This window comes from Chryseobacterium sp. JJR-5R, from assembly GCF_034047335.1.
Lineage (GTDB): Bacteria > Bacteroidota > Bacteroidia > Flavobacteriales > Weeksellaceae > Chryseobacterium.
In genome coordinates, this window is the sequence record NZ_CP139137.1 from 599,547 (window position 1) to 621,872 (window position 22,326).

Below are 22,326 nucleotides of genomic sequence, written 5' to 3' on the forward strand. Positions count from 1 at the left end.
TTATGGTTTGTATGGTAGTATTGATATTAATCAGTACATCCATATTAAATTCCGAAAGTATTATTCATATTTAATTTTATGGTTAAGTTCTATGGGGTTATTATTTTCCCGAATATCTTTTTTAATGTTATCTGTTTCTTTTCTCATATCAGCCGGAATGGCATTTCCCATTCCGTCGTTAACTTTAAAGGGCATTCCCGTTGATTTTATACGTGCGAGAGGGTCAGAATAATAATCTGAAGCTATTTTTTTAAACTGTTCCCAATTTAATTCTAAACCTTTATTCCGGTAATAAATTTTCTCACTTCCGTTCTTTATTTCGGTCAAATTAAAATTATAATCATTTTGATTGTCTGAAATTCTGATAACTAAACCAGGCAAACCTCTAAATACATAAGGTCCATCCTGAATAGGAATTTCAGTTGTAAACCAGGCTGTCCAATTTCTGCCGCCGTAACTAACCTTTGCTTTTTGGACCTCAAAATTTCCTATTTTACTTTTTTCAGGTAAAATTTCCCATTCCAATTTTTCAGTAATTCGTATTGAAAAAATATCTCTGTAAATATTTTGAATACTTTTGTACATGATATTTTCTGCATAATCTTTCACAATATAAAATTGATCCTCAAGTCTGATATTTCTTCCATTGCCCAAGCCTGTAGCTGCTATAAGTGAATCAGATGTCCGTTCTCTTTCACTTCTGAAAACAGAACGTTTTCCGCCTTCGCAATCCAAAATCATTTTCCTAAGTATGACACTGTCCTTTGGATTTGATTTATATTTAAAATCATACTCAAATAGTTTATTTTGACCGTAGGCGCTATTGAAAAATATCAATAACAAAAAAAATATTCTCACTTTAATACTCTTATTTTATTTTTTCAATTTTACAATGTGCTCTTTTGTATTCCGATAATCATTTATGACATGAAATAAGAAAAAAAGGACAAAGATTAGTAAGTAACAGAAATACAGTTTCATCGTTTATGTATAATATGATTTAACTTGCTGCGGGAAAGTATTTTTAAAATAGACAGAAACTTAGTTTACTCATAATTAATTTTATGATCAAGTTCAATTGGATTATTGTTTTTCAATAGAACTTTCTGGATATTTTTGATAAACTCTCTGCTGTCAATAGGCTGATATCCGCCGGTTCCATTATCTGTCACAACTTTTCGGCCACTGGCTTTTATGGATGACAGAGGATCGTTAAAGTAGTCTTGCAATAATTTTTTATACTGCTCCCAGTTTATTTCTTTACCTCCATCTGTTTCATATAAAGAGTCTCCGTTAATCTTATTTATTTTAGTTAATCTGAAAACGAAGTCTTTATGATCATCTTCAATCTGGATAATAAGACCGGGAAGTCCATGAAAATAATAGGGACCTTCCGGAATTGAAATATCTTCTGTAAACCATGCACTCCAGTGGCGGCCTGCATACTGGACCTCTGCTTTCTGACATTTGTAATTTCCGATTATCAGGGTTTCACGAAGAATCTGCCATTTTAATTCATCCATAATATTAATGAAGAACCGGTCACGGCTAAGAGGTGAAACGAAATATTTTCTATAACTTTTTTTATCAAGCTCTTTAGAAAAATAAAGTTCATATACAGCATTTGTATTGTATCCCAATCCGTATCCTGTTTTTCCTATAAGCGAATCTGATGTTCTTCGCATTTCAGTACGGAAAACGGATTTATGAGAAAAAATATCCAGCACATAATTTATCTTTTTAGTATCATTTTGTGCCGGGTCGTATTTATAGTTAAGCTCATATGAAACAGCCATACTTTGTGGAAATGCGATCACACTACAATGACACATTATTAAAATTAATATTGGTAAAAAAAATATTTTTGACTTCATAATCCAATTTAAAAACCTCACTTCCAAGATTTAATATACAGTGAAAGTGAGGAGAATTTATATTCTAAACGCATCTATAAGCACACCATTGTCCATTGCTGTCAGTACCACAATATACTTCACATGACAAACCATAAGGTGAGCAGTCACCACTTCCATGACACATATCAGGATATTCAGGTAATCGTTTCCCGCCTGCTAAAGTTTTTAATTCATTTCTTGAAAGTTTTCTGAGATTTTTCATTTGTTCAATTTTTAATTAATAATTTGCTTCTTGCCATATGAACCCTGGCCGGGTTTTACTGATCAGTGGTTTCAAAGTATATCTGTACATATATACTTTAAGAATTTAAAAGCGCTTTATCAATATTGACAATCAAAACTAAGAAAAAGTATTTCACGTTTATAAGATAAAATTTGCGATTTTTTTGCGATTTTCTTGCAAAATTTGCACGATTTTTAATTACATTTGCATGAAACACAGCAATATGATTCAGGAAAAATTAAAGAACATTCGGATAGAAAAAGGTATGTCTCAGGAAAAAATGGCAAAAATATTATCAACGGGTATTTCAAGCTACTCGCGTAAAGAAAACGGAAAATCAAAGATTTATGATGATGAATGGGAGAAGCTGGCAAAAGCGCTGGACGTTCCGGTGGAAGATCTGAAAGGGGAGGCCGTATCCGGAATAGTACATAATGAAAATCCAATTTTTAATGATAATTCAGGAAACTATAATCAGTATTTTAATTTACCAAATTCCATTTTAGAAAACCTTCAGGACTATATTCATTTATTGAAAGAACAGAATGAATTGCTGAAGAAGGAAATAGAAAGTTATAAAAAGTAATTTAAGGGATATAAGAACTGGATTTTGAACTCAAAAATGGGTTATGATATCTGCATTATAATATGAAATTACAATGTGTTTTGTATACAGTAATGGATTGATTTATTATGCTTCTGTCAGGTTAAATAAAGACTGCCAGGTTATGTTTGTGTTTTAACTCATTAATAATCAATATGGAAATGAAGATAAAAGATAATTGCGTCTAAAAAATCTTAAAATTTTCTTAAAGTTTCAAAAAAGAGATAAAATGGTTTTTGTATCAATAAAATATATTGTACTTTTACCAAGCCTTGAATGAGGGAACAAGTCAAGGTAATAAATTTTTTTTCATCATTTGTGTTTTTAGAATCGTATCGCCTGATACGATTCTTTTATTTTTCAGGCCTTTCATAATTCAGCAGAAGATCAATAAAATAAGAGTAGGTAACCGAGCCGTCCTGTTGGTTGCCCTTTAGAAAAAGGTTGTTGGTAAATCCGAAAAAATCATCCAGCCAGCCCTGATGTTTCATGATAAATGACTTTTCATATGCTCTGTCTCTTTTCATTTCGGGGGAATAATTTTTCAGAATGGTTTTTACAAATTCAGGATCCTTATCAAGGATAAAATTCAGCAGGCTTCTTAAGGTGAAATATTCCGTGCTGTAGCGCAGTTCAGGATTCCCTGACCGGATACCGATTAAATAACCGATAAAGTTCGCTTCCTGTTCTCTTGCAAAGCCCAGCTGGTGTGAGCTCTCATGAGCAGACGTAAAAGGGATCAGAGTATTCGGCAGCCGGGAATTGAATTGAGATTCTGCAGTAAAAGGATTGTAGTATCCTGAAATGCCTGTAAAGTTCATCACATTCCCAAACAGACTCGGCTTAAAAGCGTTGATTTCCGGTGCTCTTTTATCTGAAATATACTTAGGAAGCCTGTGCTGCTGCTTAAGGATTTCTTTCTGGACCGCTTTCAGATCGGTAATCATAAAAATCCCGTTCTTATCTTCCTGTACCAGTTCCCTTGTTTTCCTGCATTTTTCCAGATATCTTACAGCCAGCAGTTTGGCATGCTCTACCGTAGGCTGATTCCGGGTTGTCAGTTTTTTAATAACCGGAGTCTGGAAATACAGCATCCCCCAAAATATCTGGTAGATGAAGTAGATAACATTAAAGAGGATAAAAAGCTTTAACAAAGCATTGCCCCGGGTCTTTCTTTTAAAACATCCGACGATAAGACATGTAAGTGCGATGCCTAAAAGCACATAAAGAACATCTCCAAAAGAAAACGGGATCCACGAGAACAGTTTTTGATGGACTGCCTTCTGAATTTCAAAAAACCATTCAAAAAAAGCAATCATCAGTCCTGATTTCGAAAATATATAAAACAAAAGAAATTGGGCAAGTAATAAACCTGCCCAAAACCTTTTCTTCGAAAAAAATATCTTTTTAGTGTCCACTTGATGTAGATTCTTCCATTTCTATTCCCTGTCTTCTTAAAATTCTTGGGGTAACCAACCCGTAAAAAGCAATGTAAACAAAACAAAGGATTGGGATTACATATGAAAAATGGGTCCAGGTGAGCCCCATGATTCCTTCAGGGCTGGATTTGTCAAAGTCACAGATCCATCCCTGTATCAGAGGGATAATACCTCCTCCAAGGATCATCATCACCAGGAAAGAAGATGCTTTTCCGGTATTCTTCCCAAGCCCTGCAATGGCAAGGTCAAAAATAGACGGCCACATAATCGAGCAGAAAAGGCCTCCTGAAATAAAGAAATATTTGGCGATTTCCTTATCCGGATACACAAGTCCTAAAAACATCATTAAGATACCGGCCACACCGAATATCATAAGCGTTCTGCCCGGGTTTTTACCGCCGATAAAGCTCATGATAATAAATGCCACGATCCAGATCGCATAAATATAGAATGAGGAAACATCCTTACCGCTCAGTTCGTTCGCAACGATAATAATACCGAATGCGATGAAAGGCACAATAAATTTCAGGATCATGTTAGTTGTTTTCGAAATATTGAAAACATTGATACTTCCGTTCCATCGGCCGATCATTAAGCTTCCCCAGTATAAAGAAACAAACGGTGCAATGTTATGTTCTAAAACCCCGCCGAATTCTTTGGTGTGCAAAAGCGCAGGCAGGTTACTGATGATGGAAACTTCTACGCCCACATAAATAAAGATAGCGAGCATACCCAGATACAGTTGGGGATAGTTAAAAATATTGAATTTGGTATCTGAAGCATCTGTTTTAACTTCTTCGTCTTTAGCAGGATCTTCAATTTTTGAGAAAAGCATGAAAATGGCCACTAAAATAAATGCAATACCCAGAATAATAAAAGGGATCTTAACCATTTTAAGGTTCTCTTTTACAAATCCAAGCGGGTAGGAAATATTGGTCGATTTCTGCTTGATTTCGCTCAGCTTTGCATTATAGGTATCAACCTTTGAATCAGCAGCAGTGGGATCCTGGTCTATGGCGACAATCTGATTGTTCAGTTCACTGATGTTCTGTTCTAATTTTGTAACCGTTTCATTAATGGAAGCCGGGTCATCCTGCGTATCTTTTTTCAGTTCTGCAATATTGGCATTAAGCTCATTTTTATGCGTTACATATTCATTTTTTACGATCTCGATTTTCGTAAGGTTGTCATTTTTAACGGATTCCTCTTTATTCCCCATTCCGAAAAGGGCAATCCCTACCAGGATCGGGCCTATGGTGGTTCCTAAAGAATTGATTCCGCCGGCCAGAGTAAGGCGGTGTGCACCTGTTCGCGGGCTTCCCATCTTAATGGCTAACGGATTTGCAACAATCTGCTGTACCGAAAAGCCTAGACCTACAATAAATAAAGCCGTAAGAAAAAACCAGAAGCTGGCAGCCGAAGCAGCCGGGACAAATAAGAATGCTCCCAGAGAAGAAAGGCCTAATCCTACAGCCAGTGTCTTTTTGTAACCGAATTTTTGAAGAATATCACTTTTTAAAGAAATCAGGAAAAATATAACCGATCCCACAAAATAAGCAACATAAAATGCCCAAGCCACAAGCTGGCTCTGCACCTGGGACAGGACAAACCATTTCTTGAATACCGGGATTAGAATATCATTACTTGCCGCCACAAATCCCCAGAAAAAGAAGACAACAATTAAAGATAAAAATTGAGACCACTTGGTCTGCTGTTGATTTGCATCCATATCATAAAAATTAAGAAAAACAAATATATATTATTTCTTCCGATTATTGTGTTCCAGCAAGGTTTTTTTTATTGTCTCAAAAGAAGACATTTTAAGTTCTTTCGGTGAAGCCGAAGGATCTAGGATGCCGTTGAAATAAACTTTCGCCTTGCCGGGATACCCTTCTGAACTTTTAAACGGAAATATTTCCTTTAACCCGATAAAAGTAAAAACAACGATAGGGGAATGGTGCTTTGAAGACAGAGTAAACGCACCGTCTTTAAACTCATCCAGGATAACGGAAGTGTCGTCCGGGACACCGCCTTCCGGAAAAATGACAATACTGTTTCCTTCTTCCATCTTTTCGGCACATCTCCGGTAGACATCCGCACGGCTTCTGGCGCTTTTACGGTCTACCATGACACAGATCCTTTTGTATATCGTTCCGAAAATCGGGATTTTCACCAGTTCCTTCTTTCCTACAAAGCATACCGGATGATCGGCACACAGAATGCACATCAGCATAATATCCATAATGGAAGTGTGGTTGGAAATGAAAACATACTGCTTGTTCTTATCAAGCTTCTGCCGGGAAAGCGGATGCAGCTCATACCGTAAACCCATCCCGAAGAACATGCAGTAGCTCCAGTATCTGATGAACCGGTATGCATAACGGTAGTGCTTTTTATTAAAAGATAAAATATAGACAGGAATTCCGAAAAGGATCGTGAAAACAAAGGCAATCAGGAAAAGCCAGGCTCTCCACAGGTAGTTTAAAATTTTTGCTGCCATTATCCGTTAAAGATTATTTTTTTCTTGATCGAATAATTAAGAACCGAAACAAGCAGGATGGCTGCGATCTTGCTGGTTATTTCCGGACTTAGGGTATAGATCATGAGATCAATATTATCCTTAAAGACATAACTGTAAAAAATCTGGAAAAAGCCAAGGCTTAATAAAGTAGAGATAAAGGATACCACCATGAAATAGGCGAATTCTTTTCTTTTGGAGTGCTTTCCTCTTTCAAAAACAAACCAGATACTCAGGAAATAATTGGTGATGATTCCGCAGCTGGTAGAAAAAATATTACTCAGCGGATAATGAACTCCGTAAAAATCGGTCTCACGCGGGAAGAGGTGCGGCAGGGAAACGCTCAGGAATTTAAAGCTCCCGATTTCAACAACAGCACTCAGCCCTCCTGCTATAATGAAGAACAGAATCTGTTTCTGGCGTAATAATAAATCTCTCATTCAGTTAGTATGGTGTGCAAATTTATAACTATATGTTAAACAGTGAAAAAAGATGTTAATTTTTTTTTTAGATTCAAAATAATTTCTAAATTTAATTTTCTGAACGAATAAAACTATACCTGATAATAAATTCATCGTCAACTGTTTGTACCGATGGTTTTTTCTATCTTGTAATGCATAAAAAAAATAAATCACCAGAATTTCACGGCTAAATCCTAATACTATTTGTATGAAACATCAAAACAAATACAGAAAATTCCAGCTCCAGCAGGAAAATATTGCAACGCTCGAAAGAGAAAACTCCCGTTTCAGGAGGGTATATTCAGAATACGAAAATATGTCTGATGAACTCTGGAGCCTTGAAAATTCTGATGATAAACCTGTTCCGGATGATTTTATCAATGCCATGATCCTGCAGACTTCCTATCTTGAAGAAGAAATTGAAGACTGGCTGGTACAATTCAACGAAAATAAAACTGATATAAAACATTGATGATTTTAAACAGCTTCCGGGCTGTTTGTAAAGGCTGTTTAAAGATTAATTCATAATTTAGCACCCTTAAACTAAAATCTAAATATGGTTGCTATTGTTGATGGTGGATCCACAAAATGTGATTGGGTAATTTTGGATGACTTTAACAAGGTCTTTTTAAAAACCGAAACCATTGGTTTTAATCCTAATAATATTGCAGCAGAACTGATCGTTCCCGAGATTGAAAAAAATATCAGTTTGGGATCGGTGAAGAATTCGATCAAAAAAGTTTTCTTCTACGGTTCCGGTTGCGGGATCCCGGAAAACTGTGCCATTATTGAGAGGGAACTTAAAAAATTCTTCATTTATGGAGAAGTAGAGGCTAAAGAAGACCTTACGGCTGCGGCGTATGCCGCTTACAGGGGAACGCCTGCTATTGTCTGTATCCTGGGAACGGGTTCCAATTCCTGTTTTTTTGACGGTGAACAGGTAACGATCAAGCTGCCTTCCCTCGGTTTCCTGGTAGGGGACGAAGGAAGCGGGAGCTCCATAGGAAAACAGCTGGTAAGAAGATTCTTTATGCGGAAGCTGCCGGAAGACCTTTCATTTCAATTTGAAGAAACGTATAAGCTGACCGTAGACGAGGCTTTAAAAAACATGTATCATACATCGCGCCCGAATGCATATCTGGCAGATTTCAATAAATTTGTGGTAGAAAGAAAAGACCATCCTTATTTCAAGAAAATGGTTTTTGACGAAATGCTGAATTTCTTCGATTACCAGGTGCTGCCGTATGAAGAATCACAAAATGCCGAAATTAATTTTATCGGTTCCATTGCTTATTATTATGAAGATATCCTGCGTTCTGCAGCAGCGGAACTCAATTTAAATGTGGGGCAGATTGTACAGAAACCAATCGAAAGTTTAGTCAGCTACCACATCCAATATATACTATAAATAAAAACATTCAATATGTCAAACAAAACCCAACGCGACGAAAAGAATTTTAATCAGACCGCGTTAGATTATCATAAAGCCGAGCCCAAAGGAAAAATTGAAGTAATCCCTTCAAAACCGCACTCTTCACAAAGGGATCTGTCACTGGCATACTCGCCGGGGGTTGCCGTGCCGTGTATGGAGATTCACAATAAGCCTGAAACCGTATATGATTATACAGGAAAAGGAAACCTGGTAGCGGTAATTTCCAACGGTACTGCCGTTCTAGGACTGGGAGATATCGGTGCGGAAGCTTCAAAACCGGTGATGGAAGGAAAAGGGCTGCTGTTCAAAATTTTTGCGGATATCAATGTTTTTGACATTGAGATCGATGAAAAGGACCCTGATAAGTTTATTGATATCGTAAAAGGGATCGCCCCGACTTTCGGAGGAATCAACCTTGAAGATATCAAAGCGCCTGAAGCATTTTATATCGAACAGCGCCTGAAAGAAGAACTGAACATTCCTTTGATGCACGACGACCAGCACGGAACGGCTATCATTTCTGCAGCGGCGCTGATTAACTCGCTGCAGATTGCAGACAAAAAGATCGAAGCGGTAAAAGTGGTGGTGAACGGAGCGGGAGCTGCAGCCATTGCCTGCACCAATTTATATATTTCCTTAGGCCTGAAAAGGGAAAATGTATTGATGTGCGACAGCAAAGGCGTAATCAATCACAAAAGGGAAAACCTTACCCCGGAAAAAATAGATTTTGTTGCCAATACGGATATTGACACGTTGGAAGATGCCGTAAAAGGTTCAGATGTTTTTATCGGATTATCCAAAGGAAATGTCATGACGCCAGAAATGCTGTTGAGCATGAATGAAAACCCGATTGTTTTTGCCCTGGCCAATCCTGATCCGGAAATTGCATATGATGTCGCTCTTGAAACCCGTAAGGATGTGATCATGGCAACCGGAAGAAGCGATTACCCTAACCAGGTCAACAATGTGTTGGGTTTCCCTTACATTTTCCGCGGCGCATTGGACGTCCAGGCAAAAGGGATCAATGAAGAAATGAAGCTGGCAGCTGTGAAGGCAATTGCGGATCTGGCCAAAGAGCCGGTCCCGGAAGCTGTAATTTTAGCATATAACGTCCAGAATTTACAGTTCGGAAGGGAATATTTTATTCCTAAACCGTTCGATAACCGTTTGATCACGAAAGTATCGAGTGCAGTGGCTAAAGCGGCTATTGACAGCGGTATTGCCGGAAAAACCATTACCGACTTCGATGAATATGAAAACAGTCTCCTGGACAGAATGGGAAGGGACGAGAAGCTGGTAAGAATGATGCAGAGCCGTGCAAAAGCCAATCCCAAAAGGATTACTTTAGGAAATGCGGAAGAATACAATGTATTGAAAGCGGCACAGATCCTTTATGAGGAAGGAATTGCCTATCCAAGCCTTTTAGGAAACAAAAAGTACATTCAGGAGCAGATGGAGCGTTTCGGGATCAGTCTTGATGTGCCTATTATCGATCCCAGTGATGACGACCAGAAAGAAAACCGCAAAAAATACAGGGAAACACTTTGGAAACTCCGCCAGCGGAAAGGGATGAATGAGTACAAAGCGAAAAGATTCGTCCGCCAGAGGGATTATTTCGGCCCCTTGATGTTAAGGCATGGTGATACGGACGGATTGATTGTGGGTTTCTCTAAAAATTATGTATCTGTTTTAAGGCCGGTTCTGGAAATTATTGAGAAAGACAAGGGTGTTGATAAAGTAGCTGCCATGATGATGATCCTGTCTGAAAAAAAACCGATTTTCTTTGCCGATACTTCAGTAAACCAGAATCCTACGGCGGAAGATCTGGTCAATATTGCTAAAATGGCGGAAATGACCGTGAAATCTTTTGCCATTGAGCCGAGAATTGCCATGCTGGGGTTTGAAAACTTTGCGGCCATCTCCGAAACATCCAAAAAAGTAGCAAAGGCGGTAAACATCCTTCACGAAAAGTATCCTAAAATGGTGGTTGACGGAGAAATCCAGCCGGATTTTGCTATGAATGCCGATCATTTAAGCGATTACCCTTTTTCAAAACTAGGAACAACACCGGCCAATACTTTTATCTTCCCGAACCTTGAAAGTGCCAACCTTTCTTATAAGATTATCAGAGGAATGAAAGTTGCCCAGGTGATCGGGCCGATCCTGATGGGGTTAAAGCAGCCGGTTCACGTGCTGCAGATGCGCTCAAGTGTTGATGAAATTGTGAATCTTGCGACGATTGCTGTTTTGGATGCCCAGAAGAGAGAGAAGAAATAGGAAATACAAAAATAAATAATAAACCCGGCAGAATTCGTAGAATTCTGCCGGGTTTATTATAAGCCTTATGCTTTCTTTTTAAAGTCTGCCAGCTTCAGTGCGTCTTTAATCATTTTACCGGAACGGAAAATAGTTTTTACACTTATAATACTTGATGAACTGACCTCTTCCGCAGTATCTTTTCCTTCACTGGAGCCACCTGCCTGTACCGTAAAATATTCGCCTACATATACTATTTTGCCATCGGCTACATCCTCCGCGATCTTAGAAAACGTACTTTACAGTACGGCGAGGATATCGGCTTTTGATACGGTAGAAACCGTAGAGGCGTATCTGGCAAGATCTTCAAGAGTGGTTTGTCCGTTACCTACAATATCAGCGTAAAACTTTGGCGGATCATTTGGCTTTGGGGGTTCTTTCTCGAAATAACATTAAATGTAATAGGCATGTTTTTTCCATTTTAAAAGTTAAACATGTTTTTTCTACAACTAAATTATAAAAAATTTCAATACCACAAATTGATCTTCAAAAAAATGACTATTGCTTTTGTATTTTAAAATAATCATGCGCATCAGTCAGGTAACTCATGCGCATGATTTTGGCAGTTTATGCGTATAACTTTGGGCAGTCACCCGCATAATTGCAGAAAACCAATTTAAGGATAATAAATAAGCTGCTATTTTTTTAATAAGCTTTCAATGAGCTTGTTTTGCGATTGGATCAGCTGGGTGATCTGCTCCTGCTGAAGCGTAATCTGCTGCTGATTCTTAATGACGCTTTCCAGCAGTTCCGGGGGCGCCATATTATTAATAGTCGGATAGTACTGTTGCTGCACCGAACTATTATCCTGGAAAGTAGAATTATTAATTATATTTTGGTCCTGCGTGTCTAATAAAGAATACAGGTCCAGGTTATAAATTTCAGAAATCCGCAGTAAATTTTCTGTCGTAGGTTTTGCCTGGTCGGTTTCCCAGAGATGGTATGCCGGCTGGGAAACCCTTAACCGGTCTGCGATCTCCGCCTGAGAAAGGTTTTTCGTATGTCTCAGATTCCTTAATTTTACCCCTAAGCTCATTTTATTTTTTTTCAAAAATACTAATCTTTTTAAGATTATAAGACTGCTTATGGATTTTATAAGTAAACTTATTAAAACGGAAAACAAAACTTTCTACTTTTGAAACATCCAAAATCACCTGATGGTGATTGAAGAAAAAAATTATATCTTTAACCCGAAAAACTTTTAACACATGAGAAAAAAAATGCTTCTCAGACTGTCCTTACTGACAGTCTTTCTGGCCTTACTTTGGTCCTGCCGTAACGAAGATTTCGCCTCCGGCGAAACAAAGCCCCAACGAAACAATGCCGACTTTTTCCGGCATGCCTCATCATCTGCCACTGCAAAATCCGGTGTAGACTACATCAGTATCCTGGAAGCTTACAACAGGGAATCGGATTTTTTGTCTTCCATGGCGGATCAGCAAGGGATGCCGGTATGGGATAAAATGCAGGTTGTAGATACCGACCATGCAACCGGGCTTATAATCCCGCTTTCGCATGACAACGAAACCATGAGCTCTGTACTCTTTGCCATCCTGGATGATAAAAATTCGGTAACTGGAATAAAAGATTATGACAATGCCCTGTTGGAAAGCATTGTTTATAATGAAGGTATAGACATAAAGCTGCGGGAAAAGATGTTCTATACTTTTATGTATATGGATAACAGGACCTTCGGGAACGAGCTTTTTACCAATATTCCTAAAGGTATGATGGATGACCTGAAATATGATAAGGAACACGGAAGGATATGGATAAAAGATTTTGAAGAGCCTAAACATGTACACAGTGAAACCTCAAAAATGTTATATATAGAAAGCTGCGGTTCTTCCTGGTCCTGTAAAAACCATGAAAGCTGGTCTAAGTGTGATCATTGTCCGGCATGTTATACCAGTTCCTGCAGCACTACGGTAATATGGATTCCTGATGAATCGTTTCCCGGATCTCCCGGCATGCCTGGTGGCGGAGGCGGAGGAGGCGGTGGCCCTTCAATACCTCCAAAAGATCCTTGTGGTTTAACTACGGTATTTTACAGATTATTTCCGGGATGCGGCGGCGGCAATACAGGTTTGCCAGAGCTAGATGATCCCTGCGAGAAAACAAAAAACATGCTTGAAAAACCAAAGATGCTTCAAGCGGTTGCTGCCGTTACGGAACAGGCAAAGAAAGCTGCTTCGGATGCCAGTGAAGGGGAAATCGGCAGAATAGAGAAAAACGGTGAATTTTATCCGGCTGATGTTTCCGAGGACCATCATGTAACCTTTAATAACATTACCGGTTCTACAGGGATTTATCACAATCATACATTCAGCGGAGCTAAAATACATTCTCCGCCGGATATAAATTTTGTGTTAAGTTTGGCACAGGGCCAGACAAACGCTTCGAATTATGGGGATGTGTATGTAGGGATGATCGGTGCTGCAAAATGCTATCCGGTTACAGCCGGATGTAACCGGATGTTTCATTATCTCATCCGTTTCAGCGGAACAGCATCAGATTTGACAAAGATTTACACAGAAGATGAAATTAAAAAATTAAATAAGGATTATAAAGATCGTGAATCTGAACTTAGAGAAACATTACCTTATGTCGATTTTCTTGGAGACATAACACTGAACAAAAAAGGTTATGAAAAACTGTTTTTTGAAACTTTAGATAAAATGGGATTGTCTGATAAGGTCATTTTGCAGAGAATAGACGATGACGGAACGATAAATAATATTAATTTAGATGCTAACGGAATTCCTGAAGCTATACCTTGTCCATAACTTTAAAAATAAACAAATGAAAAATACATTATTAAAAACATTCTTTTTAACCGTTTTAATTAATGCTTTTATATCCTGTAAAGGACAACTTCCATTAAATACATTTATGGAAGATATTCCTCAAAACGCACATGTTAAAGATTTAAGCAACGAGTTAAATCCTTATATTGGAATATATAAGGCAAATTATCAAGGAAAAGAAATTAATTTATATATAACTAAAGTTAATGATAGATTAGAACAACGTTCAAATAAGAATTTTTATAGAGATGCTTTGGTCATAAAATATATAGTAAAAACTGTATCTGGTGTAATATTACAAGATACACAAAATAATAACATTCCAAATATCGAGTTATATAGTACCAGAATTAGATCTTATGATAGTTCTGTGATATTTTATTACAGTGGCACTAATTGTGGTGTCGGATGGGGAACTGTTTTATTGAAGAAAATAAATAATACACAAATTTCCTTTTTATACCAACCCGATGATATGATTATAACACCTGAAAGATGTCCTGGGAATCCAGATCTGACAATTTATCTTCCGGAGACAGAAAATCCGCTAATCTTTACTAAGCAGTAATGAGAATCCGATGTCGCAAATTTGCAATCCGTGACATCATCTTAAAAATAGCAGCATGAATTGCAATTCTGCGCTGTCATAATGCCCAGAAGAGAGAGAAAAAAGGATAAATCCAATTTAATTTTGCAATATCCCGTTACCATACACTTAACATACAATAACAGAACAAAGGCTTCAATTTTTTGGAGTCTTTTGTTTTTGTATCCGATCTTTAAAATCATCATTAAAAAATAAGTTAAAAACCATTCGTGTATTAAATGAAAACATTACTTAGTTTAATTTGCTATATTTGGGAGTTTTAAAAATTAATAATGATATTTTCACTACAAGGCACTGTTCAGGAACTTACACCTACCTACGCAGTGATCAACGTACAGGGAGTTGGTTACTATGTCGGTATCAGTTTGATGACCTCACAAACACTGGCCCTCAACCGCGAAACCTTTCTTTTTATTCAGCAGATCATCAGGGAAGACGCCCATTTATTATTCGGATTTAATACCCGCTCGGAAAAGGAAATGTTTAATCTTTTAATAAGTGTTAACGGAGTAGGAGCTGTTTCTGCCCTTATTTTACTCTCTACCTTAAGCCTTGATGAGATTGCTTCGGCTATACTTTCCAAAAACAGTGCGCTGATCCAGAAAGCCAAAGGGCTTGGGGTAAAAACGGCTGAAAGAATTATTGTCGACCTGAAAGATAAAGTGCAGAAATTCAGCAATCCGGAGGAAAATATTTCTACCTATGCAAATAATAAAATCAAGGAAGAATCGTTATCTGCATTAGAAGTTTTGGGGATTCCGAAACGCATGAGCGAGAAGCTGGCAGACAGGATTATAAAGCAGAATCCCGATATTACAATAGAAGAGTTGGTAAAACAGATTTTAAAAAACATTTAACATTTGGTGGCAAATAGCAAGTATCTCAACATATTTTTTTTCCTGTCGTTCTTATGCATGTCAGTGATGACTTTTGCACAGCAGAGACCGCCGGTACGTGACACAGCGATCATAAAAAAAGACTATCAGCTGGCTGATCCTACACAGTACGAGGCCTACTATGATATAACAACAGGGATGTATTTCGTATATCCTAAAGTAGGAAATACAATAACCGGGCCACCCACTGCCATGTCTCCTGAAGATTATAAGGAATTTATGATGGCGGAACAGACCCGTGCCTATTATAAAGAAAAATCAGACCGGTACAGCCTGATGTTCAGGAAAGACAAGACTGATGCCGCAAGAAAAGGGCTGATCCCTTCCTTACAGATCAACAACAGGCTTTTTGAAACCATTTTCGGGAGCAATAAAATTGAAATTATTCCTTCAGGATACGCTTCTTTCGACTTTGGCGGATTATACCAGAAAATAGACAACCCGCTGATTCTCCCACAGAACAGAACCAGCTTTACCTTCGACATCGACCAGAGGATCCAGTTAGGTTTGTTGGGTAAAGTAGGGGAAAACCTTCAGTTAAAAGCGAATTACGATACCCAAAGCGGTTTTGCCTTTGAGAACAGGATGAACCTGGTCTGGCAGGCTAAAGGAAGCTGGAAAGACCTTCAGCAGAAAGGGCTCCAGGATGTGGATAAGCCAAGTGCCGGAGGAGAAGATAAAATCATCAAAAGAGTAGAATTCGGTAATGTTAATATGCCGCTGTCAACCAGTTTGATACGCGGTTCACAGTCGTTATTCGGGGTTAAAACCGAATTCCAGATGGGAAAAACATACGGAACGGTGGTATTGTCACAACAGCAGGGAGAGGCAAGGAATATCACGGTTCAGGGCGGCGGCGTTATGAATAATTTCAAGCTGAATGCCATCGATTATGAAGATAACCAGCACTACTTTATAGGGCATTATTTCCTGGATAATTATGATAATTCCTTACTGAACTACCCTCAGATCAACTCAAAAATAAGCATCACCAGAATGGAAGTCTGGGTGCTGGACCAAGGGAACAGTAACCTGCAGTATCAGAAAAGTATTGTCGGGATCAGGGATCTGGGGGATGCCCCGGGTGTTCTCCCGAATAATGACCAGCCGGGTTTAAATCTGTATTCCGCAGTAAGCGGTTTACCGGGACTGAGAGATGCAAGTACAGCCTATAATACCATTAAAGGTGCTAATCTTCCGGTTGCTTCCGGAGCTACAGAACCTTATGCAGACGGAGAGCATTTTATTTTTAATAAAAAAGCGAGAAGATTAAATCAGAACGAATATATTGTACAGCCGCAGTTAGGGTATATTTCATTAAACCAGAGACTGAATGATAACCAGCTTTTAGGGGTTTCATTTTCGTATACGGTAAACGGAAGCAACCAGGTGTATAAAGTAGGGGAATTCTCCGAAGAAAGTACGGTTTTGGTGACTAAGCTTTTAAAACCGAATACGACTGTGAAGACCTCTTCGCCGATGTGGAACCTGATGATGAAAAACATCTATTCCCTGGATGCCGGACAGGTAAACCAGGATGGATTTATCCTGAACGTTTTATACAGGGATCCGCAGTCCGGAGGTAAGGTAAACTATCTTCCGGTTAACAATAACGAGCAGATCCGGAGCCAGCCTTTAATCAAACTACTAAACTGGGACAGGCTGAATGCGAACGGCGACTTACAAAGCAACGGAGGAACTACCGGAGACGGTATTTTCGACTTTGTCAATGGGATTACCGTCAGGCCGGAAACCGGGAAGGTAATCTTCACCAAAGTTCAGCCTTTCGGAAGCTATATTCAGAATGTAATCGGAGGCAATGACCCTCAATATGTATTTTCAGACCTTTATAATCAGCAGAAACAGGTGGCTACCTCGAGTAACCTGGCACAGCGGTATACCATTGAAGGGCGTTACAAAGGAACGCAGGGGCAGGGAATCTCATTAGGAGCCGTTAATGTTCCGCAGGGTTCCGTAAAAGTTTCCGCAAATGGTGTACAGCTGACTGAGGGAATTGACTATACTGTGGATTATATGCTGGGAACTGTCACGATTATTAATGAACAAGTAAAACAATCCGGTCAGGCCATCAATATTTCACTGGAAAACCAGCTGACATTCAATACCCAGAGAAAACGGTTCTTAGGAGTGAATCTGGAAAGAAGGTTTAATGAAAACTTTATTTTAGGCGGAACGGTTGTTAATTATTCTGAGTCACCGCTGACCCAGAAAGTAAATTACGGACAGGAAGCCGTGAACAACACCATGGCCGGCATCAATCTGATGTACAACAACCAGCTTCCGTTCCTGACCCGATTAACGGATAAAATTCCGCTGGTAAACACAGAAGCGCCCTCCAATCTGAACTTTAAGATGGAAGCTGCTTATCTGCTTCCGGGACTGAATAAAGGGATCAATGACCAGTCATATATTGATGATTTCGAACAGACCACTTCAAAAATTACCTTAAAGGAACCGACGGCCTGGAGCCTCGCCTCAAAACCTGAAAAAAACCAGTCGGATCCCATTTTTGCAGGAGCCGGTAAAAATAATGACATAACAGAAGGCTACGGAAGAGGTTTATTGTCATGGTATAATATTGACCCGAGATTCTGGGGAGTAGGAGGAAGGGCCCCTGCCGGCATTACGCCGCAGTCGGTTTCCAACCACGCCTCAAGAAGGGTTCAGTTCTCTGAAATTTTCAACAACCGGGATTTTGTTGCGGGTGAACAGACATTTACGAATACTTTTGATATTTCCTATTATCCTACGGAAAAAGGGCCTTATAACTCCAATCCTGCCACAGAAAGTACGGCGCAGCGATGGTCTGGTATCATGAGGCCGATCTCGGTTTCCAATTTTGTAAATTCAAATATTGAATATGTGGAATTCTGGATGATGGATCCTTATGCCGACGGAAACACGCTGGGTGCAGCACCAAAACTTTTATTACAGTTAGGTAACGTATCCGAGGATGTTCTGAAAGACGGGCAGATGCAATATGAAAACGGATTGCCTACAGCTTCGGCTCCTGCCACAACCACAAGCTCAAACTGGGGAACCCAGCCTAAGCAGCCGCCGATTTTGTATGCATTCTCCAGCGAAGGAGCAGACAGGACCGCACAGGATTTAGGATATGACGGATTAAGTTCAGACCAGGAAGCAGCGCTGTTCGGAAATACATTCATCAACCCGGTAACCAATCTGGTTGACCCTGCGGTGGATGATTTCGTATTCTACATGTCTGACCGGTTTACAGGAAACCAGGCTTCGTCCGTTATCCAGAGATATAAATATTTCAGGGGGCCTGAAGGCAACTCACAGAGCAACTCTCTGGAAGTGGCTTCCCAGACTCCGGATGCAGAAGACATCAATAAGGATTACAACCTGGACCAGAGTGAAAGCTATAACCAGTATGAAGTGGATCTGGCGCCGGGAAGCTTAACTTTAGGTTCTGATAATAATATTGTTGATATTAAGACCGTTCAGGCAACCTTCCAGAATGGGCAGACTTCGCAGGTAAAATGGTATTTGTTCAGAATTCCGGTGTCAAAGTATGTGACTACTGCAGGGGACGCTGATCCTTCGGTTTTAAATAATGTACGGTTTGCAAGATTACTCTTAAAAGGTTTCGATCAGACATCAACTTTAAGATTCGGGACGATGGATCTGGTAAGATCGGATTGGAGAAAGTATCCGAATAAAATCTTTAGTAAAACAGTAACATCTCCTGAAGAAGGTACGACAGGAGCAGTAACTCTTAATGATAATTTTGAAGTAGGAAGTGTCAATATAGAGGAAAATGCTTTGAACCAGCCTCCTTACGTACTGCCTCCGGGAATTGACAGACAGATTTTAAGTGGAAATGCGGGTGCACAACGGCAGAATGAATCTTCTTTGTATATGAAAGCGACACAATTGCGTGCTGAAGCGAGAGGCGTGTTTAAAAATACTTCACTGGATATGAGAAGATATAAGAAATTAAAGCTTTTTGTACACGCTCATCATCCTGATCCTAGAAGTAGTGATATAAGTATTGGCCAGATTGATGAGAGAACTAAATTTTTTATCCGTTTAGGTAATGATGCAACTGATAATTATTATGAGTATGAAGCTTCTTTAAAAATTACGCCTGCAACAGCAACGGCACCGATGGAAATCTGGCCGATGGAAAATGATGTGGACCTGAACATTCAGGACTTCGTAGATGCAAAAATTAGAAGAGATAAAAATAATCCTAACAGTATTGTTACAAGGACAAAAGATAATGTTTTTGATCCGGGAAATACCTTTAAAAGTATTTATATCAAAGGTCGTCCAAGTTTAGGAAATATTACCACTATTGTTTTAGGTATTAGAAATGGAGGAGACCGGACTGATGCTGCTATCGACAGAATTCTTTGGGTCAACGAAATCCGTCTTTCTGAAATTGAGAATGACGGAGGGTATGCAGGAAATGCAAGCTTAAATTTTAACCTTGGGGATTTTGCCACGGTAAATACCAGTGCATCCTATACTTCTGTAGGTTTCGGAAACATCGATTCCAAACCGGCAGAACGAACCCAGTCTACCCAATCCGCATTCAGCATCAACACGGCAGTGAATGTAGATAAATTATTACCTGAAAAAACGGGTATTAAGATCCCTTTGAACTACTCATATTCCCAGACCATCGAAGATCCGAAGTACAATCCTCTGGATACCGATGTTGAGTTTAATAAAGCCGCGAATAAAGAAGAGCTGAAAAAAGTAGCAAGAACCTATACCCAGCAGAGAAGTATCGGTGTGGTAAATATGCATAAAGAAAGAATGAACCAGAATAGAAAACCGAAATTCTATGATGTGGAAAATCTTTCCGTAACAGCAGTGTACAATGATGACTTCTACAGGGATATTTATACCAAGAGAAATTACAGGCAATACCTGAGAGGCTATGTGGATTACAACTATACATTCAAGCCGTGGGTAATCCGTCCGTTTAATAAAATGATCAGCGATACCGCGAAGTCTACCAAATACCTGAGATGGGTAAAAGAGTTCAACTTTAATCCGGTTCCTACAAGATTCTCTTTCAGGACGGAAGTGGACAGGAATTATAATGAACTTGAATTCAGGAATATTGATGCCATCTTAAGCGGGAATTATGCAAACGACTTCGGTGCGCTTAAGAACAGGAATTTCTATTTCGGATGGCAGTATGGCTTAGGATTCAACTTTACAAAATCCTTAAAGCTTGAAATCAATTCTGCCACAAGAACCCTGAATGATAATATGGATGTCAATACCATGGATAACACTTCCATTTTCGGAAATGTATTCAGAGCCGGAAGGCCGGTATTGTATAACCACAGGGTACAGCTGAATTATAAGCTGCCGTTCCAGTATCTTCCGTATCTGGATTTCATTGATGCAGAAGTAGGATACGGATTTACTTATAACTGGAATGCAAGGTCCACGGTTTTGCTGGCAGGTCCGGACGGAAGTTTAGGGTCAATCGGTCAGAATACCAATGTGATTCAGGTAACGGGATCAGCAGACTTCACGAAATTCTTCGGCCAGTTCGGGTATTTCAAGAACCTTTCTGCCAAACTGCAGAAGCGTAAACAGGAAGTCGATTCACTGAACAATGCCTACACCCAGGCCTGGGAGAAAAATAGGTACGCTTATAAAAAGTATAAATTTAAAAACAGGCTGACCCCGCTTCAGAGCATGGCCTATCTGCTGACTTCATTCAAGCAGCTGGACATTAATTACTCTGAAAATAACGGGACCGTACTTCCGGGACTCTTATCAGCTCCGAACTGGTATGGTTACGGACAGACGCTGGGAGGCCCTACAGCAGGATTCTTATTAGGGTCGCAGGCAGATATCAGAAGATTAGTGATAGAAAATGGCTGGGTGAGTGATTCAGATTTTATGACAGATCCTTACATCCGGATGTCGACCAGGGAATTGCGGGCCAATTTGCAGGTGATGCCGATGAATGATCTGAGGATTGATCTCAGCGCAATACATAATTACAACCGGAACTTTACCCATACCGGGTTTAATTACCGGGACCCGCTTACCGGTCTCTCGAATCCGGATTATACTTTTGCCAATGACCTGGTCACCTATACCAATTCTGTAGTACTCCTGAAAACGGCATTTCAGGATGGTACGGCCATTTATCAGGCCATCAGGGAAAATGCCAGAACCTTATCCCAGCAGATGCCGGGAGCGCTTCAGCCGGACGGGTTTAAAGACGGGTACGGAATTTCAAATGCCTATATTTTAATTCCGGCATTCCGTGCAGCAGTGGAAGGAAAGACCGTGAAAATGATGGATAACCCTAAGAAAGCAGGGCTTCCGATTCCGAACTGGAGGATTACCTATTCAGGGTTGAGGAATGTCCCAATTATTAACGGGCAGTTCTCGAAATTTGATATCCTGCACGCTTATCAGGCAACCTATACGGCAACGGGAATTCAGTCAAGCATCGATTATTTCAACAGGCTGAATTCACTTACGAGCTCAGGAAGAGACATTAATGACGACTACATCAATCCGTTTACTTTCGCTCAGGTAGGCTATGTTGAGAACTTCTCGCCGCTGATCGGTGTTGACATGACCATGAGGAACAATATCCAGCTGGGTATTCAGTACAACCGGTTGAGGACATTGTTATTAGGATTGGTGAACCATACGTTAACGGAAGATTCAAACAGTGAATATGTAGTAAGGGTAGGATACATCATCAGGAATTTCAGACTGGGAATGACCAATGTGAGAGGAAGAGGAAAAGGCAAAGGTACCGACCTGAATATCAGGGGCGACTTTTCACTGAGAGACAGCAGAACAAGCATCACCAATATTTTGCTGGATGACTCCCAGGTGACAGGAGGCCAGAGGCTGATGAACATCAAGGTTTCTGCAGACTACAATGTTTCCGAAAACCTAAACCTTAGGGTATTCTACGAGCAGATGACTTCCAAATATAAAATCTCAACCGCCTTCCCGCTGTCAACGGTAAGAGCAGGGATTTCTGCAACGTTTACCTTCGGGGATTCAGGAGGTTTTTAATAAGAACAAAAATAAATAGAGATGTCCTTCAGTTTTGGAGGACAT

Annotated in this window: 16 protein-coding genes and 1 pseudogene; 8 read left to right on the forward strand and 9 right to left on the reverse strand. The window is 39.5% G+C overall.

Translation table 11 applies throughout. From position 1 onward, the window contains the following. Positions 1-60: 60 nt before the first annotated feature. The 3 genes from SD427_RS02865 to SD427_RS19020 form a co-directional block, all read right to left on the reverse strand. Positions 61-858, reverse strand: coding sequence for a GLPGLI family protein (locus tag SD427_RS02865; RefSeq protein ID WP_320559805.1), 798 nt, complete (start codon positions 856-858; stop codon positions 61-63). Between the two features lie 188 nt (positions 859-1,046). Further along, positions 1,047-1,895, reverse strand: a complete 849-nt coding sequence (locus SD427_RS02870; RefSeq protein ID WP_320561005.1) for a GLPGLI family protein — start codon at positions 1,893-1,895, stop codon at positions 1,047-1,049. 43 nt (positions 1,896-1,938) lie between these two features. Continuing rightward, positions 1,939-2,118 carry a bacteriocin-like protein gene (locus tag SD427_RS19020; protein ID WP_414017700.1) on the reverse strand — a complete coding sequence of 60 codons (180 nt, stop codon included), beginning with the start codon at positions 2,116-2,118 and terminating at the stop codon, positions 1,939-1,941. A gap of 229 nt (positions 2,119-2,347) precedes the next feature. Here SD427_RS19020 and SD427_RS02875 point away from each other — a divergent pair, with 229 nt between their 5' ends. After that, a complete protein-coding gene (locus tag SD427_RS02875) occupies positions 2,348-2,725 on the forward strand; it encodes a helix-turn-helix transcriptional regulator (protein ID WP_320559806.1) in 378 nt (125 codons plus the stop codon). A 371-nt stretch (positions 2,726-3,096) separates the two neighbouring features. Here SD427_RS02875 and SD427_RS02880 read toward each other — a convergent pair whose 3' ends face one another. The 4 genes from SD427_RS02880 to SD427_RS02895 all read right to left on the reverse strand — a co-directional run bounded on the left by SD427_RS02880 (position 3,097) and on the right by SD427_RS02895 (position 7,140). After that, positions 3,097-4,062, reverse strand: coding sequence for a DUF3810 domain-containing protein (locus SD427_RS02880; RefSeq protein ID WP_320559807.1), 966 nt, complete (start codon positions 4,060-4,062; stop codon positions 3,097-3,099). 88 nt (positions 4,063-4,150) lie between these two features. Next, a complete protein-coding gene (locus SD427_RS02885; RefSeq protein WP_320559808.1) occupies positions 4,151-5,911 on the reverse strand; it encodes an MFS transporter in 1,761 nt (586 codons plus the stop codon). A 30-nt stretch (positions 5,912-5,941) separates the two neighbouring features. Then, a complete protein-coding gene (locus tag SD427_RS02890; RefSeq protein ID WP_320559809.1) occupies positions 5,942-6,682 on the reverse strand; it encodes a lysophospholipid acyltransferase family protein in 741 nt (246 codons plus the stop codon). After that, positions 6,682-7,140, reverse strand: a complete 459-nt coding sequence (locus SD427_RS02895) for a GtrA family protein (RefSeq protein ID WP_320559810.1) — start codon at positions 7,138-7,140, stop codon at positions 6,682-6,684. The genes SD427_RS02890 and SD427_RS02895 overlap by 1 nt, the downstream gene beginning before the upstream one ends. Before the next feature lie 229 nt (positions 7,141-7,369). Between SD427_RS02895 and SD427_RS02900 the strand changes: the two genes are divergently transcribed. From SD427_RS02900 to SD427_RS02910, 3 genes are all read left to right on the forward strand, one after another. After that, on the forward strand, positions 7,370-7,633 hold the full coding sequence (locus SD427_RS02900; RefSeq protein ID WP_320559811.1) for a hypothetical protein: 264 nt from the start codon (positions 7,370-7,372) through the stop codon (positions 7,631-7,633). A gap of 84 nt (positions 7,634-7,717) precedes the next feature. Then, the gene (locus tag SD427_RS02905; RefSeq protein WP_320559812.1) at positions 7,718-8,569 is read left to right on the forward strand and encodes an ATPase; all 852 of its coding nucleotides are present in this window, start codon (positions 7,718-7,720) and stop codon (positions 8,567-8,569) included. Between the two features lie 15 nt (positions 8,570-8,584). Beyond that, a complete protein-coding gene (locus tag SD427_RS02910; RefSeq protein WP_320559813.1) occupies positions 8,585-10,870 on the forward strand; it encodes an NADP-dependent malic enzyme in 2,286 nt (761 codons plus the stop codon). Positions 10,871-10,935: 65 nt separating this feature from the next. Here the strand turns inward: SD427_RS02910 and SD427_RS02915 are convergent. Together SD427_RS02915 and SD427_RS02920 are read right to left on the reverse strand one after the other, a co-directional pair. Continuing rightward, positions 10,936-11,244: pseudogene (locus SD427_RS02915) on the reverse strand (DNA-binding protein). 302 nt (positions 11,245-11,546) lie between these two features. After that, positions 11,547-11,960, reverse strand: a complete 414-nt coding sequence (locus SD427_RS02920) for a helix-turn-helix domain-containing protein (protein ID WP_320559814.1) — start codon at positions 11,958-11,960, stop codon at positions 11,547-11,549. 157 nt (positions 11,961-12,117) lie between these two features. Here SD427_RS02920 and SD427_RS02925 point away from each other — a divergent pair, with 157 nt between their 5' ends. The 4 genes from SD427_RS02925 to sprA all read left to right on the forward strand — a co-directional run bounded on the left by SD427_RS02925 (position 12,118) and on the right by sprA (position 22,281). Continuing rightward, on the forward strand, positions 12,118-13,695 hold the full coding sequence (locus SD427_RS02925) for a hypothetical protein (protein ID WP_320559815.1): 1,578 nt from the start codon (positions 12,118-12,120) through the stop codon (positions 13,693-13,695). A 16-nt stretch (positions 13,696-13,711) separates the two neighbouring features. Next, positions 13,712-14,284, forward strand: a complete 573-nt coding sequence (locus tag SD427_RS02930; protein ID WP_320559816.1) for a DUF6705 family protein — start codon at positions 13,712-13,714, stop codon at positions 14,282-14,284. Positions 14,285-14,595: 311 nt separating this feature from the next. Then, a complete protein-coding gene (ruvA, locus tag SD427_RS02935) occupies positions 14,596-15,180 on the forward strand; it encodes a Holliday junction branch migration protein RuvA (RefSeq protein WP_320559817.1) in 585 nt (194 codons plus the stop codon). A gap of 57 nt (positions 15,181-15,237) precedes the next feature. Further along, positions 15,238-22,281, forward strand: coding sequence for a cell surface protein SprA (gene sprA, locus SD427_RS02940; RefSeq protein WP_320559818.1), 7,044 nt, complete (start codon positions 15,238-15,240; stop codon positions 22,279-22,281). Positions 22,282-22,326: the final 45 nt, after the last annotated feature.